Source organism: Hymenobacter sp. FMD4 (genome assembly GCF_058932745.1).
Genome location: NZ_JBZYWH010000009.1, coordinates 133,698 through 147,368 on the forward strand (window position 1 = coordinate 133,698; position 13,671 = coordinate 147,368).

14 protein-coding genes are annotated in these 13,671 nt (G+C 57.9%); 7 read left to right on the forward strand and 7 right to left on the reverse strand.

Going from position 1 to position 13,671, the window contains the following annotated elements; genetic code table 11:
• Positions 1-131 precede the first annotated feature (131 nt).
• The 3 genes from AC5FXY_RS11040 to AC5FXY_RS11050 all read left to right on the forward strand — a co-directional run bounded on the left by AC5FXY_RS11040 (position 132) and on the right by AC5FXY_RS11050 (position 2,427).
• A complete protein-coding gene (locus tag AC5FXY_RS11040; RefSeq protein ID WP_493556725.1) occupies positions 132-734 on the forward strand; it encodes a hypothetical protein in 603 nt (200 codons plus the stop codon).
• 120 nt (positions 735-854) lie between these two features.
• On the forward strand, positions 855-1,838 hold the full coding sequence (gene hemF, locus AC5FXY_RS11045) for an oxygen-dependent coproporphyrinogen oxidase (protein ID WP_493556726.1): 984 nt from the start codon (positions 855-857) through the stop codon (positions 1,836-1,838).
• Positions 1,831-2,427 carry a phosphatase PAP2 family protein gene (locus tag AC5FXY_RS11050; protein WP_493556727.1) on the forward strand — a complete coding sequence of 199 codons (597 nt, stop codon included), beginning with the start codon at positions 1,831-1,833 and terminating at the stop codon, positions 2,425-2,427. Before hemF ends, AC5FXY_RS11050 begins: the two co-directional genes overlap by 8 nt.
• A 41-nt stretch (positions 2,428-2,468) precedes the next feature.
• On the opposite strand, the gene AC5FXY_RS11055 is transcribed toward AC5FXY_RS11050, so the two are convergent.
• From AC5FXY_RS11055 to AC5FXY_RS11080, 6 genes are all read right to left on the reverse strand, one after another.
• A complete protein-coding gene (locus AC5FXY_RS11055; protein WP_493556728.1) occupies positions 2,469-3,431 on the reverse strand; it encodes a gamma-glutamyl-gamma-aminobutyrate hydrolase family protein in 963 nt (320 codons plus the stop codon).
• The gene (locus tag AC5FXY_RS11060; protein WP_493556729.1) at positions 3,419-4,423 is read right to left on the reverse strand and encodes an amidoligase family protein; all 1,005 of its coding nucleotides are present in this window, start codon (positions 4,421-4,423) and stop codon (positions 3,419-3,421) included. The genes AC5FXY_RS11055 and AC5FXY_RS11060 overlap by 13 nt, the downstream gene beginning before the upstream one ends.
• Before the next feature lie 271 nt (positions 4,424-4,694).
• On the reverse strand, positions 4,695-4,895 hold the full coding sequence (locus AC5FXY_RS11065) for a hypothetical protein (RefSeq protein WP_493556730.1): 201 nt from the start codon (positions 4,893-4,895) through the stop codon (positions 4,695-4,697).
• A 59-nt stretch (positions 4,896-4,954) separates the two neighbouring features.
• Positions 4,955-5,593: a DUF6882 domain-containing protein gene (locus AC5FXY_RS11070; protein ID WP_493556731.1), complete on the reverse strand. Its 639-nt coding sequence runs from the start codon at positions 5,591-5,593 to the stop codon at positions 4,955-4,957.
• Positions 5,594-5,622: 29 nt separating this feature from the next.
• Positions 5,623-6,213 carry a riboflavin synthase gene (locus AC5FXY_RS11075; protein WP_493556732.1) on the reverse strand — a complete coding sequence of 197 codons (591 nt, stop codon included), beginning with the start codon at positions 6,211-6,213 and terminating at the stop codon, positions 5,623-5,625.
• A 116-nt stretch (positions 6,214-6,329) separates the two neighbouring features.
• Positions 6,330-7,748: a sugar transferase gene (locus tag AC5FXY_RS11080; protein WP_493556733.1), complete on the reverse strand. Its 1,419-nt coding sequence runs from the start codon at positions 7,746-7,748 to the stop codon at positions 6,330-6,332.
• Between the two features lie 131 nt (positions 7,749-7,879).
• Between AC5FXY_RS11080 and AC5FXY_RS11085 the strand changes: the two genes are divergently transcribed.
• The 4 genes from AC5FXY_RS11085 to AC5FXY_RS11100 all read left to right on the forward strand — a co-directional run bounded on the left by AC5FXY_RS11085 (position 7,880) and on the right by AC5FXY_RS11100 (position 12,368).
• Complete coding sequence (locus AC5FXY_RS11085; RefSeq protein WP_493556734.1) at positions 7,880-8,557, forward strand: protein-L-isoaspartate(D-aspartate) O-methyltransferase; 678 nt, start codon at positions 7,880-7,882, stop codon at positions 8,555-8,557.
• Between the two features lie 138 nt (positions 8,558-8,695).
• On the forward strand, positions 8,696-10,837 hold the full coding sequence (locus tag AC5FXY_RS11090) for a M43 family zinc metalloprotease (protein WP_493556735.1): 2,142 nt from the start codon (positions 8,696-8,698) through the stop codon (positions 10,835-10,837).
• Between the two features lie 137 nt (positions 10,838-10,974).
• Positions 10,975-11,493 (forward strand): acyl-CoA thioesterase, encoded by a 519-nt coding sequence (locus tag AC5FXY_RS11095; protein ID WP_493556736.1) that lies wholly within the window; start codon positions 10,975-10,977, stop codon positions 11,491-11,493.
• Positions 11,494-11,594: 101 nt separating this feature from the next.
• A complete protein-coding gene (locus tag AC5FXY_RS11100; protein ID WP_493556737.1) occupies positions 11,595-12,368 on the forward strand; it encodes a hypothetical protein in 774 nt (257 codons plus the stop codon).
• 80 nt (positions 12,369-12,448) lie between these two features.
• Here AC5FXY_RS11100 and AC5FXY_RS11105 read toward each other — a convergent pair whose 3' ends face one another.
• The gene (locus AC5FXY_RS11105; protein WP_493556738.1) at positions 12,449-13,597 is read right to left on the reverse strand and encodes a redoxin domain-containing protein; all 1,149 of its coding nucleotides are present in this window, start codon (positions 13,595-13,597) and stop codon (positions 12,449-12,451) included.
• Positions 13,598-13,671 lie beyond the last annotated feature (74 nt).

The window sequence follows — 13,671 nt, forward strand, 5'->3', positions numbered from 1 at the left end:
GATCAACTTTTAACATAGGCAAAAACCATATAGTCCAAAAATTAATCTTTATATTTAAATACACGGCGTAAACGCTTAGCTGGCCTATACAATGGCCACAGCCTTCTAATGATTCTATTATTGCTACAGCTATGTTCCGCCTCATTTTATTGTTATTCAGTGCTTTGCTCCCGCTATTAGCTTTATCCCAACGCATTGCAGCAGGCTACATCATCACGTCAGCCGGGGATAGTGTGCGCGGCGCCATCAAGCTTACATCGCCAGCTGAACAACAGCGAATAATTCACTTTGTTTCCTTGCACGGCAAAGTGTGGAACGCTTACGAAGTGCCCAAACTCCGAAGTTATGGCTATACCTACCGGGAGGACACAGTCCGGTACGTAGTCTGTGAATTACCGGGCAACTACACAACTAAGACTGTATACCTCTGGCTGCGACAGCTGCAGGACGGCCCCGTCGAACTCTACGAGCGGTATTATTTAGGAGGCTATACCGCGCACTCCTCTAGCCGGCGGGAGCTGCTGTTGCGGCGCGCCCAAGCCTTTCCAGAAAGCACGTACTGGTGGAATTTTTCGCGGCAGGCTTCTGCCTTCTTTGCCGATAATCAGGAGCTGGCGGCTTCCTTGCGCCAAGGCCATTTCCGTAGGCGCGACCTACCGGAAGTAGTCCGGCGCTACAACGAGCACGCATTGCGCCGCGGCATTCCGCTTGCTGATCTGCCGCCGGTGCGGTAGGGAGCCGGGGAATTTGCCACCTTTGCGGTGACGAAAAACAGCCGCGGCGCTGACTTTGGTCAGGTTTCGGGCACTTGCGAGGCGCTTATTTCGCCTTCGTAATCAGCCCTACCAACGACCATGGATGCTTCGTTGCTCTCCCCTGCCTTCACCTCCGAAATGACTACCGATACCGATACGACGCTTGTTCCCTTCCGCCAGACCGTGGAGCAGTGGATGCGCAGCTTCCAGAAGTGGCTGTACACCGAGCTGCAAAACACCGACGGCGGCGCCACCTTCCAGCCCGATGTGTGGCAGCACCATTCGGGCGGCGGCGGCGAGTCGCGCGTGATTCAGAACGGTAATATCCTGGAGAAAGGCGGCGTAAACTTCTCGGCCGTGTGGGGGCAAATGGACGAGCGCGCTGCCAAGCACCTGCTCATGCCCGATCCGCGCTACTTCGCCACGGGTGTATCGGTGGTGCAGCACCCGCGCAGCCCCATGGTGCCCATCTCGCACATGAACGTGCGCTACTTCGAGGCCGGCAACGGCGAAGCGTGGTTTGGCGGCGGCCTAGACCTGACTCCAATTTACGTCGACGTGAAACAGGCCCGCTGGTTTCACGAGCAGATAGAGGCCGTATGCCAGCGCCACGACGCCTCCTATTATCAGCGCTTCAAGGACTGGGCCGATGAGTATTTCTTTCTAACGCACCGCCAGGAAACCCGCGGCGTGGGCGGAATCTTCTTCGACCGCCTCACCGTGGGCAAAGACGGCGAGCGGGACCAGTTGTTTGCTTTCGTGCAGGACGTGGGCGAAGTGTACGGCCGCACCTACTGCGAGCTGCTGCGCCGCAACGCCGACCGATCTTACACCGATAAAGAAGTGCAGTGGCAGATGATCCGCCGTGGGCGCTACGCCGAGTTCAACCTGGCCATTGATCGGGGCACCAAGTTCGGCCTCGAAACCGGCGGCCGCACCGAAAGCATTCTGATGAGTTTGCCGCCGCGCTGCGAGTGGCACTACAACCTGCAGCCCGCGGCAGGTACTCCCGAAGCAGACACGCTGCAATGGTTGAAAAAGGGCGTAAATTGGACGAAAAATTCGCCCACTTCGCTTGATTGAACGCCTGCAGGCGCTGGACCGATGGTTACTAGTGGCGGCCAATGATGCCGCCACCCCTGCCCTCGACCGGCTCATGATTTTCTTTACCGACCGCGTGGTGTGGTTTCCGGCCTACCTGGTGATGCTCATAGCCCTTGGCTATTACTTCGGCAGGCGGGCCGCCTTGTTGTTGCCTTTGCTCGGCCTGAGTGTGGCGCTGGCTGATGTCATTTCAAGCCGCTTTTTCAAGCCCTTCTTCGCCCGGTTGCGGCCCTGTCACGACCCCGACCTGTCCACGGCTCTCAATTTGGCTAACGGTTGCGGCGGGCAGTTCGGGTTTATTTCTTCGCACGCAGCCAATGCTTTTGCCATGGCAGTGTTCTTGTGCCTGACTCTTCCCCGTCGCTTTTGGCTGGTGAAGCTGCTGCTCGTGCTGTGGGCAGCAGTGGTAGGCTACAGTCGTATCTACCTCGGAGCTCACTATCCGACCGATGTACTGGCCGGCTCGGGGCTTGGCGCGCTCATGGCTTGGGGCTGCCATATGCTCTACATGCGTGGTATAGCCCGATGGTGGCCGATGCCGCAGTCCTCTTCTTCGGTGAAAGCCTAAAATCAGTTCAGCCTGCGCACGCTTTATCGATCCAATTGCCGCTAGAACGGAGCCTCTGCAGTCCTATTTGGCAGCTGCTGTTTAAATGCCTCATTTTCTAGCCGCTGTAGCTGAGCCAGTTCTTCCGGGTCGGGGTTAGCCAGCGCCTCCTGCATATCCAGCTCTTCTATCTGCCATTTCACTTGCCGGGCCTGTTCCACCAAGGCCTGAAAAAGCCGGCGCTGCTCGGGGTGCTGCGGCAGGTACTCGGGGTGCCACTGCACACCTACGATGTAGCTCGGACCGGGCACCTCAATGGCTTGCACCACCTGATTTGCCTCCCAGGCCACAATTTCTACGTTATGGCCCGGGTGTTTCACCGCCTGGTGATGCAGCGCATTCACCCGAAGCCGTAGTACGCCCAGCACCTGCGCCAGCCGGCTACCAGGCCGAATGGTTACCTTCTTCACCGGGAAGACGCTGGAAGGGTTGGGTTCCTCCTGATAAAACGAATTGATATCCTGGTGCAGCGTGCCCCGGAAATACACGTTGAGCAGCTGCGCACCGCGGCAGATACCCATGAGGGGTAGCTTTTTCTTTACGGCCTGATCGATTAGCTGAATTTCCAGGTGGTCCCGCGCCTTGTCCAGCCCCCACACTTTCTTGCGGCTCGCCAGCTTGCGCAGCAAAAACACTGCCGGGTAATACACCCACCGCACCAGTCGTCCCACGCGCTGCCACCATCTTTGGCGCGGGTACCGGACAGTCAGGTTCAGGTATTCTTCCAGCACGTTCTCCTGCTGGTAGGTGCTGGGGTCCACATCGGCGCCGCCCCCAATGATCAGGCCCTGCAAGCCATCGGCCGTGCGCGGATTGCGCGGCGTAATGCGCACGGGCTTGCCACCGGCCAGCCGCACGCCCAGGGCCGTAAATGCCCACGCCATACCCCCCCCGCGGTCGGGGCCGGTAATGCCGATGGTCGGTCGTTCCCGGTCAATGCGGTATGTGGGTTTCAGGTTAGCCATTGGGCAGTGCACTTCGACCACTTGCTCTCGAAGCCAAGCAGCGTGTCTTGCTTCAGGAACAAGTACTCCACACTCATGTACGAGATGCGGTCGGGGTCGTTGGCCAGTTCTTCCACCACCACCCAGTTGTTCCACTCCTGCGCCAGTGTCCAGTCGGGCCGGGAGATAGAGCAATTTGGCAAGCGGTAATGAAACGTCAGCCGCGGTTTGACTTTGCCCACATCGCTGAACCGCCCGACTACATCGGGCCTCAGGGCCGCAAAAAGCGGGTACATATCCAGCGGCCGGTTGCGGTCGGGGTTGTGGCGGTGATAATCTTCGATCAGTGTTTCCAGATCGGGCTGGTAGCTCGCCGGCAGAATCAGCGCCGCGTAGGCCCCCGGGTATGGATCAATGAACGGGCTTAGGCGCCGCGCCAAGTCGGTTTTGCCAGCTTCCAGCAACCACGGATGCAACAGCACAATGGCCCGCAGGTAACGCAAAATAGTGGCCGCATCGGTGGCTGGCAACTCCGCGTTGATGTGCGTTCCGAAGGCATTGGTCGGAAACGCCTCCGTACCCTGGGCACCGTGCTCATGCAGGGCCTGCCGTAGCCGTTCTAGCTCTGCCAGGGCTGTGCAATCCACGGGGGGCGTACTGATTTCATAAGGAAATATCTTCCCTACCACCCCCTCCAGCAAGGCTTCCAGGCCTTCCTCCAGGTTACCCTCGCCTAGCTTGATGTCCTGTAGCCGGATGTCCAGCTTGTCGAACGGTTGTTTGTATTTCTTCTCGGTAAGCAGGGTCAAATCGAATTCCAGCCCAAAGTCACCGAGGCGTGTGTTCACCACTTTCTGCGCAAAGCGGTGCTCCTTCTCGATGTCGCCGCCATATAGCTGCTGCACCAGCCGCGCCGACTCATCGATGCCCAGGTGGGTGTATTCCAACTCGAAACCTACGCGGCGCAGGTTGCCATTTTCAGTGTGTTGAACCGGCAGTTCTTTGAATTCCATAGCGCATATACTGCTTACCTGAATTACTAATCAGGCAAAGCCTTGAAGGCAATTTGCCACGGTATCTAACGGCAGGAATCAGCCGTTGTTACCACGCATTTAGCTGTTATTTATACTTATCTATCAACAACATATACTCACCTTCACCAAGGTGTTTATGGCTCCATAGGCCAAGTCGATTTTGTTTCAAAAGCCCAGCCACTCAAAACAAACCGGGCTCCGCAGTAACTGCGGAGCCCGGTGAACAAGGCGTGTGGTGCGTATCCAATGGCTATTTACGGGGCTTGCGGTTACCGGTATGGCCGTCGCCCCGGTCGCCTTGGCCGGGCTTGCTGGTCCGACTAGAGTTGTGCCGGTCGTCCTGCGAGAGGGAACGGTTCAGATCGACGACACTGGTAAACTGCCCTTTCTCGTTGCGGCGTACGTAGCGCTTATCGCCCGGGGTGGGTTCTATTAATTGACGTTTCGACATGGCGGTGCTGGAAATTGGTACGCCTATTCTACGAGTCAAAACGAGAATTGGGCATATCCCTATGTACCAGCTTTACCAACTCTTGATGTCTGCTTTTTTTCAACCCTCCGTATATTTTTGAAAATCATAAAAACATACAGTTTATCTTCTTCGACGGGCACCCGGTACGCACCTTTGGCTTGCATCAGATAAGCGGCAATAGCAGTCATATTCCACCCATCGGTTAAGCCGGCCGTCCAATACGGATTGCTGAGCTTCTCGAACTCCTTGTTGCAGCCAAACTCTCGGACGCGGCAAATTTCCGAACTTACTTTTTCATCAACGTAGGCATTATCCCAAGCCCAAAGCCACGTGTTCGTTTTTGTTGAGACTGACCCAACCTCTTCGTAATCAATTATCAAGTCGGGCATCCCGTCGCCACTAAACGTAAGCTTACCGGTATTCTGATCGTAATACCAGTTCGGATATTTGCTGAGTTGATAAAGCGAATCACAGATACTTTGCTGTTGATTCAGGTAAGCGCAAGACTTGTTCGCCAGTTCATCAAATTCTTGTGCTTTATTCTGCTGCTGCTCGGCGGCGGTTGACTGCTCCGAGAAATTAGCGTTACTAATGCAGCTGGACAGAGCCGTAAATAGTAAACATAAATTCAAAGACCTAAGCCGCACCCGGTTCAGCAACTGCGTTGAGTGTTTCATTGCAAACCTTGCAAAGTCGTCCTGGCCCCCTACCGTCCCAGCATCTTCGCCACGTATTTGCCCACGATATCAAACTCCAGATTCACCTTATCGCCAGACTGCAGGTGCTGGAAGGTGGTGTGCTCGTACGTGTAAGGAATGATGGCCACGGAAAAGCCGTCATCGGTGCTGTTGAAGCATGTGAGGCTCACGCCGTTGATGGTAATCGAGCCCTTCTCAACGGTGATGCGGCCGGGGCCGGGCTCGTGGCGGAAGCGGTACAGCCAGGAGCCGTTTTGATCTTCCAATGATTCGCAGATGGCCGTGAGGTCTACGTGGCCCTGCACGATGTGCCCATCGAAGCGGCCGTTGGCGGCGAGGCAGCGTTCCAGATTCACCTGCCGCCCGGGCGCCCAGGTGCCAAGGTTGGTTTTCTGCAGCGTTTCGTCGATGGCGGTAACGGTGTGCGTGCCGGCCGCGGGGTCTAGGGCTACCACGGTGAGGCATACCCCATCGTGAGCTACGCTTTGGTCGATTTGCAACTCCTGCGCGAAGGGTGCCTGAATGGTAAAGTGGCGGTTGGTGCCTTCGGTGCGCACCTCAGTAACGGTGCCAAGCGCTTCGATAATGCCGGTGAACATAGCTTCTAATATGCTGGTGTGAAAACGTGCTGATGTGCTAATGATGTGAATGCTGAAATGTTCAATCTTCCCACGCTGATCTTTGGTACAACATCACTATCAAACCCATTAGCACTTTATTTTCCTCTGCCCTCCACGATAATTTTGATGGTATAGAGCATCACCCGAAAGTCCATGGCCAGGGACATGTTTTCGATGTAGAGGATGTCGTATTTCAGGCGCTGCACCATTTGCTCCACCGTTTCGGCATAGCCATACTTGACCTGGCCCAGCGAGGTGATGCCCGGCCGCACGCGGTGCAGGTGGCGGTAGTGCGGCGCTACTTTGGTGATTTGATCGATGAAAAAGCGTCGTTCGGGGCGCGGCCCCACGAGGCTCATATCACCTTTGATGACGTTCCAGAATTGCGGCAGTTCATCGAGGCGTACCTTGCGCATGAAGCGGCCCCACGGCGTGATGCGGGGGTCGTTCTTGCTCGACAGGGCAGGTCCAAGTCGCTCGGCATCCACGTACATCGAGCGAAACTTGTAGATCTTGAAAGGCTGCCCGTGCTTGCCGATGCGCTCCTGAGCAAAGAAGATCGGACCCGGCGACGAGAAGCGCACCATCACCGCGGTAAAGGCATAAACAGGCCAAGCCAGCAGGATGAAAAGCGCTGAGCCCACAATGTCGATAGCGCGTTTGGTGACTTCCTGCCACACCGGCAGCAAATCTTGCTTGATTTCGATGAGTGGGGTACCAAACAAATGGTTCACCTTCACCGAGCCCAGCAGAATCTGATATACATCGGGCAGCACGCTAACGCGGGCGGGCGTGCCCTCCAGCTGCGTCAGTACCTGCTGAATCATCTGGTGCTCGGAAGGCTCCAGGGCCACCACAATCTGCTCCACCTTCATCGCACGAATAAGCGCCGGCAGTCGCTCGTAAGAACCGCGCCGGGGCAGTTCGGTGGCCAGGTCCGGATCTACGGCATCATTCACGGGCACGAAGCCGACGATGTTGAGGCCCAGGTGCCGATTCGTGCGCTCCAGTTCGCGGTAGGTTTCCAACGCCAAGGGGCTAGAGCCTACAATCAGGGTATTAAAGGCGATAATTCGGCGCCGAATCAGGCCCTGAATACTAGTAATGGCCCAAGTACGCAGGATGGCCGTGATGCTGAAATGGAGCAGGAAATAGGCCGCAATGGTTTTGTAATAGCTGCGGTAGTTCTGCACGCCCTGATCATCAAGCAGCAGGGCAAAGAAAATAACGACGGCGCCCAGAAAAGAAATGCGCCCCAGCCGGATGATTTCGCCGATGCGCGACTTGCGAAATATGTCCCGGTACTCCCCTATAAGCGTATACAGGATCAACCAGAATGCGGCAATCATCAGGGCCGAGCCGGTGAGCGTAAAGAGCTGGTCGCCGGTGAAGCGGTAACCTTCGCTTATCTCACTAAGCAAGTACTTGCGTAACAGATAAAAGCAAGCCCAGGCCAGCAATGCCGCGCCAAAATCGGCGGCAAGCAGCTTGAGTTTTTGCAGGGAGCGAATCAAAGGGTAAGACGTAGGGTAAACCAGGAATGAAAGACCGTCGCGCGCATTTAAATACTGCGCCGACGTAGCTTTGCGGCAGGAAACGCCCGCCGAAGCCGCGCAAAGGTAGGGCTGTTTTTAACGAACCTAGCATGTCGCCTTTCGCCCAGCCTACGCCCTTCGATTCGTACCGCCACCGCGGCCAGCGCCGCACCTTGGTGGAGGAACTGCGCCGCAAAGGCATTCGCGACGAGCGGGTACTGGCAGCCATTGGTACGGTGCCGCGCCACCTGTTTTTTGAACATGCCTTCGAGTCGCACGCCTACCTCGACAAAGCCTTCCCGATTGGGCAGGGCCAAACCATTTCGCAGCCTTATACCGTGGCGCATCAGACCGAGCTGCTGCGCGTGGAGCCCGGACGGCGGGTGCTGGAAGTAGGGACCGGTTCGGGTTATCAGTGCAGCGTTCTGCTGACGCTGGGCGCCACCGTGTATACTATCGAATACAACCAAGTGCTGTTTGAGCGCACCCGCAAGCGCCTGGCACAACTTGATTACGCTGGGGCACATCTATTTTGCGGCGATGGTTCGGTAGGCCTGCCTGCCCACGCTCCTTTTGAGCGCATCCTGGTGACGGCTGCTGCCCCAGCCCTGCCCCGGCCCCTGCTGGAGCAGCTTACCATCGGGGGCATACTGGTAGTGCCAGTGGGTAATGAACAAGTGCAGCGCATGGTGCGCGTAACTCGAGAATCCTACGACGGCTTCGCCCGCGAAGAGTTTGATGAGTTTCGTTTCGTGCCGCTGCGCGGCGCAGCTGGCTGGGGTACTTAAGTACAATCCGGCTTAGAAGAATACCTCGAAAACTATGTACCTTGGGCAGCCGCTTTTTCAGGAAGAATGCTGCCCTTTTTTGTTGTATTTGGGCTGATTCGGACTGCTTCTTTTTTATTCTCTCACTTAACCTCATACATGCTACGCAAAACTTTACCCACTCTGCTACTGGCAGTTGGCGCGTGGCTGGGCATTGCCGGTTCGGCATCGGCTCAGCGCAACGCCCGGCCAGAGCACACCTACGGCTTCCGCTGCGCCTTCGACAGCGTGCAGCAGGAGGAATTTCGCCGTAATCCCGGCGCAGCCCAGGAGTACCAGGACTTCCTGCGCCGGGTAGCCAACATGACGCCTGCCGAGCAGGCGCGCGTGGCCGCCCTGCCCGACGTGACTGTGCCAGTAGTGGTACACGTGCTGCACACCGGCGGCGGCAACAACATTACGGATGCGCAGATCTTTGACGCGCTACGCATCATCAACCGCGACTTCAACAAGGAAAATCCTGACACGGCGCAGCTCGACCCGCGCTTCAGCCCCATCGCGGCCCGCGTTGGCTTCCAGTTCCGTCTAGCCCAGAAAGACCCTAACGGGCAGTGCACCACCGGCATCACGCGCACTTACTCCACCCTGACCTCGGTGGGTGATAACAACGTGAAGGACGTGATTCGTTGGGATACCAACCGCTACCTCAACATCTGGGTGGTAGACGATGCCAACGGCGCCGGCGGTTACGCCATTCTGCCCTGCGGTGGCGGCTCTACCCGCGACGGTATCGTGATTCGCAACACGCAGTTTGCCAGCATCGGCCGCTCGTGCGGCAATAACTTCTGCATCCGTTCGCTCACGCACGAGTTGGGTCACCACTTCGGCCTGCCGCATACCTGGGGCGGCTCCAACACGCCGGGACTGGCTTCCAACTGTAACCTCGACGACGGCATTGCCGACACGCCCAACACGGTGGGCGCTACGGCTGGCTGCAACTTGAACCAGGCCGATTGCGGCCCGGTGGCCAACGTGCAGAACTACATGGATTATGCACCGTGCATCAGCATGTTTACGCAGGGGCAGAAGGCAGTGATGCGCACTTCGCTGACCCTGGCATGCCGTTCCACGCTGGTATCGGCCGCCAACCTGGTAGCCACCGGCACCAACGATGGTTACCAAGCTCCGCCCTGCCCGCCCGTGGCGTCGTTTACGCAGTCCAACACGACGGTGTGCGCCGGCGGTAGTGTGCTTTTCATTAACTACTCCTACGGCAACTTAACTGGTGCTCAGTACCAGTGGAGCTTCCCCGGTGGCACCCCGGCTACGTCTACTCAGACCAATCCGCTGGTAACCTACAACACGCCGGGCACTTACGACGTGACGCTGACCGTGACCAATGCCAACGGCCCCGGTGTAACCACGCGCCAGCAGCTCATCCGGGTATTGGGTCTCAATGCCAGCTTCCCGGCGCCTTACCTGGAGTCGTTTGAGGACGTGAGCTGGATCAACAACCCCACCGATGCCGACAAAAACTGGCGTAACGAAACCAATAACGCCAACTCGGAAAGATGGCAGCGTATCACGGGTGTTGGCTCCAACGGCAATGCCGCGCTGCGCTTGCGCAACCCCAACATTCCGAACGGTACCACCACCACCCTGTACTCGCCGGTCATCAATCTGACGACGGGCACCGGTCCGTACAAACTGTTCTTTGACCGCGCTTACGCCCGCCGCCTAGCTACCTCTACCGATCAGCTGCGCGTATCGTTCAGCTCTGACTGCGGCGTGACGTGGACAAACCCCGTGACTTACGGCGCGGCTTTGCTCGTCACGAACACCAGTGGTCAGCCGATTACGACCAACTTCGTTCCAACCGCTTCGGAGTGGGCCACTACTTCGCTCGACATTCCCGCGGCTTTCCAGAACAGCACCAGCTTGGTAGTGCGCCTCGAAGCCGTCACCAACAACGGTAACAACCTGTACATCGACAACTTCCGCATTCAGGGCCCGCTCAGCACCCGTGCGGTTGATATGTCGTCGCGCGGCATCAGCGTGTACCCGAACCCCGTGACCCAGGAAACTGCCGTGCAGTTTACCCTTGAGAAGGCTGCCTCCGCTCAGGTACAAGTGCAGGACCTGCTGGGCCGCACCGTGCTCAGCACCGAAGCCAAGAACTTTGCTGCTGGCCAGCAGCGCATCGAGTTCGGCTCGGAAGGCAAGCGCCTCAGCCCCGGCGTGTACGTGGTGCAGCTCACCTTGGGCCAGGACCGCTACACTTCCCGCATTGTGGTGAAATAAGCGCTTTCGCTCTTACTGACGAAGCCCCCGCGCCGCTTGGCGCGGGGGCTTTTGTTTGACCGATACCCCGCCGCTGCCGCCACCGCCGCTATCTTTGCGGCCGATTTTTGTCGCTTTACATTCTGTTTTCCCCGACCATGCGCAAACAAAAGCCTGTTGCGGAGTCCTTCGTGCGAATGACCGAGCTGGTGCTGCCCAACGATACCAACACGCTCAACAACCTGATGGGCGGCCGCATGATGCACCTGATGGACATCGCCGCCGCCATTTCGGCGCAACGCCACTCCAACCGCATCGTCGTGACAGCCTCAGTCGACAACGTTTCCTTTCGCGAGGGCATTCGCCTGGGCAACGTAGTGACACTGGAAGCGCAGGTGACGCGCTCCTTCAGCTCCTCCATGGAAGTGCACATTAACGTGTGGTCGGAGGACATTCCGAGCGGCACCAAGGTCAAGTCCAACGAAGCGTTCTTCACTTTCGTGGCCGTGGATCAGTCGGGCCGCCCCATCGATGTGCCCGAAGCAGTTCCCGAAAGCGACGAGGAAGTGCGCCTCTACGACGGTGCCCTACGTCGCCGACAGCTACGTCTGGTGCTGGGCGGCCGCATGAAGCCGCAGGAAGCCACCGAGCTGAAAGCGTTATTTGATATGGAATAATTGGAGCTGAAATAGCTAAATTCACGAAGCCCCAAGCGGCCCGTACGGCACCCTCGTACTGAATTTAGCCGCACTCACTCCTTTTAGCTACCTTTTGTCTCGTGGACGAAGCTACGCTTGCCTTCTATCAGCAGCTTTACGCCGGCACACCGCTCTATGTAGTGCCTGAGCCCGCTGCTACTGCTGCAATTTCGCCCCAGCCGGCCCCAACCGCGCCACCGGCAACTGCGCCGGCGCCTGTTCCCGTCGTAGAAGTACCCACTACTCCTGTTTCGGCTGCGGCTGAACCGCCCCAGCCGACGGCTTCCGGCGGGCCGGACCGCCTGCCGTCCCTGGCCGATCTGAAAGCAGCCCGTGCTGCGGCAGCCGGAGCCAGCATGCCACCGACTCCGGCCGTAGCTCCGGCACCTGCGGCCGCCGTTAGCGCTTCCCCAACACCGCCGCCGGCAGTGCCAGCTCCGCCTACGCCCCGTGCCCCCGTGCCCTTTGATACGCTCGGCTCCAACGCCAATGGCTTGGTGCTGCTCGTGCGGCTGGAACACGCCGACCGCTTGCCCCGTCTGCAGCGCAACGTGTTTCTAAACAACATGCTCAAGGCCATTCAGCGCGTCATTGAGGAGTGCGTCATCGTGAATATTCGTTCGCCCTACCCGGTGAGCCTGGAGGATCTGCGCGCGCGTGGTTTGGCGGTGCAGGAGGTAATTGGTTTCGGCAAGAACCTGCTCGACGTGGCTACCAAGCGTACCCAACCCTACGAGCCCGTTCGTATCGGTGACGTGGCCTATCTGCCCGCAGCTGAGATTGAGCTGATTGAGTACGACAACGCCCGAAAGAAGCAGCTTTGGCAGGCCTTGCAGCGCATGTTTCTAGCGTAGCGCAAAGCATTTACGGATAACAAAAGGGCCGCAACTACCGTTGCGGCCCTTTTCCATTTAGCAAATGGAGTATTTGCCGGTTATTTCAGCAGTTGCGCCAGCTTGGCCTCTAGCGCCGCGCCGCGCAGGTTCTTGGCGATGATCTTCCCTTGCGGATCGAGGAGGTAGTTCATCGGAATCGACTGAATGCCGTAAACCTGGCCAGCAGCGCTTTGCCAGCCTTTCAGGTCCGAAACGTGCGTCCAGGCCAGCTTATCAGCTTCAATGGCCTTTACCCACTTGCCCTTGTCCTGGTCAAGCGAAACGCCAAACACGGTGAAGTTCTTAGCCTTGTACTTGTCGTAGGTGCGCACCACGTTGGGGTTCTCCTGGCGGCAAGGGCCACACCAAGAAGCCCAGAAATCCAGCAGCACATACTTGCCACGCATGCTGCTCAGGGCTACGCTCTTGCCATCCGGGGCAGCCAGGCTGATGTCGGGGGCTACGGTACCGATGGCGGTTTTGCGCATCGGCTCCAGCTTCTGCACCAGGGCCGTAGTGTAGCGCGAGTTGGGCAGCGCTTTTTTCAGCTGCGTAGCCACGGAATCGGCAAAGCCGAAGTTCGCGTCGGCATCAAACAATTGCTGGTTGCCGAGCACGAAAGCCGACACGACCGAGGTGGGGTTTTTCTTGATCAGCGTTTTTAGCTCGGCCGTACCGCTCGCCTGCAAGGTGTAGAAACGTTCTTCCAACAGCTGCATAGAGTCCTGGCGACCAGCTTGGGCGTTGGTCTGGTAGCGCTGCATGATGCCTTCCAGACGGCCTCGGCTGCGCTGCATGCTGCGGGTGAGCTGCTGAAGCAGCTCCGAATCCTTGGAGCCCTTCACAGTGTAATCGGCGTTCAGCTTGCTCGCGTCGCCGGTCAGCTGCAGCTTGGTCTGGTTGTCGAGGGCTACCAGCACCTGGTTGGGCTCATCGAGTTTGATTTGGAAAAGCGAAGGCTCGGTGGCCGTGCCTTTGAAGGTAAAGCGACCCTGCGCATCGGTCTTTACCGTATCGCGCGAAACAAACTGCGTTTCCGTCAGCTCGGAGAGGTACACCTTGGTACCAGCCTTGGCATTGCGCAACTGGCCCGTTACGACAAAGCCAGCGTTGCCGGCGGCCGAGTTGGTGGAAGTAGCATCGTTGCAACCCGTGGCGAGGTTCAGCAGCGAAGCAACCAGAATCAAGCTTTGCATAGAGTATTTCATGAAATCAGAGGGGGCGACGGCACGTCAACGTCCGCCGGGCAGAGAACATTGCAAGTTGCCGATTTGTGCGCATT

Bases quoted from the DNA above. Each gene is read 5' to 3' on its own strand.
- AC5FXY_RS11040 (WP_493556725.1), top strand. From the start codon at position 132: ATGTTCCGCCTCATTTTATTGTTATTCAGTGCTTTGCTCCCGCTATTA.
- hemF (WP_493556726.1), top strand. From the start codon at position 855: ATGGATGCTTCGTTGCTCTCCCCTGCCTTCACCTCCGAAATGACTACC.
- AC5FXY_RS11055 (WP_493556728.1), bottom strand. From the start codon at position 3,431: ATGGCTAACCTGAAACCCACATACCGCATTGACCGGGAACGACCGACC.
- AC5FXY_RS11060 (WP_493556729.1), bottom strand. From the start codon at position 4,423: ATGGAATTCAAAGAACTGCCGGTTCAACACACTGAAAATGGCAACCTG.
- AC5FXY_RS11065 (WP_493556730.1), bottom strand. From the start codon at position 4,895: ATGTCGAAACGTCAATTAATAGAACCCACCCCGGGCGATAAGCGCTAC.
- AC5FXY_RS11070 (WP_493556731.1), bottom strand. From the start codon at position 5,593: ATGAAACACTCAACGCAGTTGCTGAACCGGGTGCGGCTTAGGTCTTTG.
- AC5FXY_RS11075 (WP_493556732.1), bottom strand. From the start codon at position 6,213: ATGTTCACCGGCATTATCGAAGCGCTTGGCACCGTTACTGAGGTGCGC.
- AC5FXY_RS11085 (WP_493556734.1), top strand. From the start codon at position 7,880: ATGTCGCCTTTCGCCCAGCCTACGCCCTTCGATTCGTACCGCCACCGC.
- AC5FXY_RS11090 (WP_493556735.1), top strand. From the start codon at position 8,696: ATGCTACGCAAAACTTTACCCACTCTGCTACTGGCAGTTGGCGCGTGG.
- AC5FXY_RS11095 (WP_493556736.1), top strand. From the start codon at position 10,975: ATGCGCAAACAAAAGCCTGTTGCGGAGTCCTTCGTGCGAATGACCGAG.
- AC5FXY_RS11105 (WP_493556738.1), bottom strand. From the start codon at position 13,597: ATGAAATACTCTATGCAAAGCTTGATTCTGGTTGCTTCGCTGCTGAAC.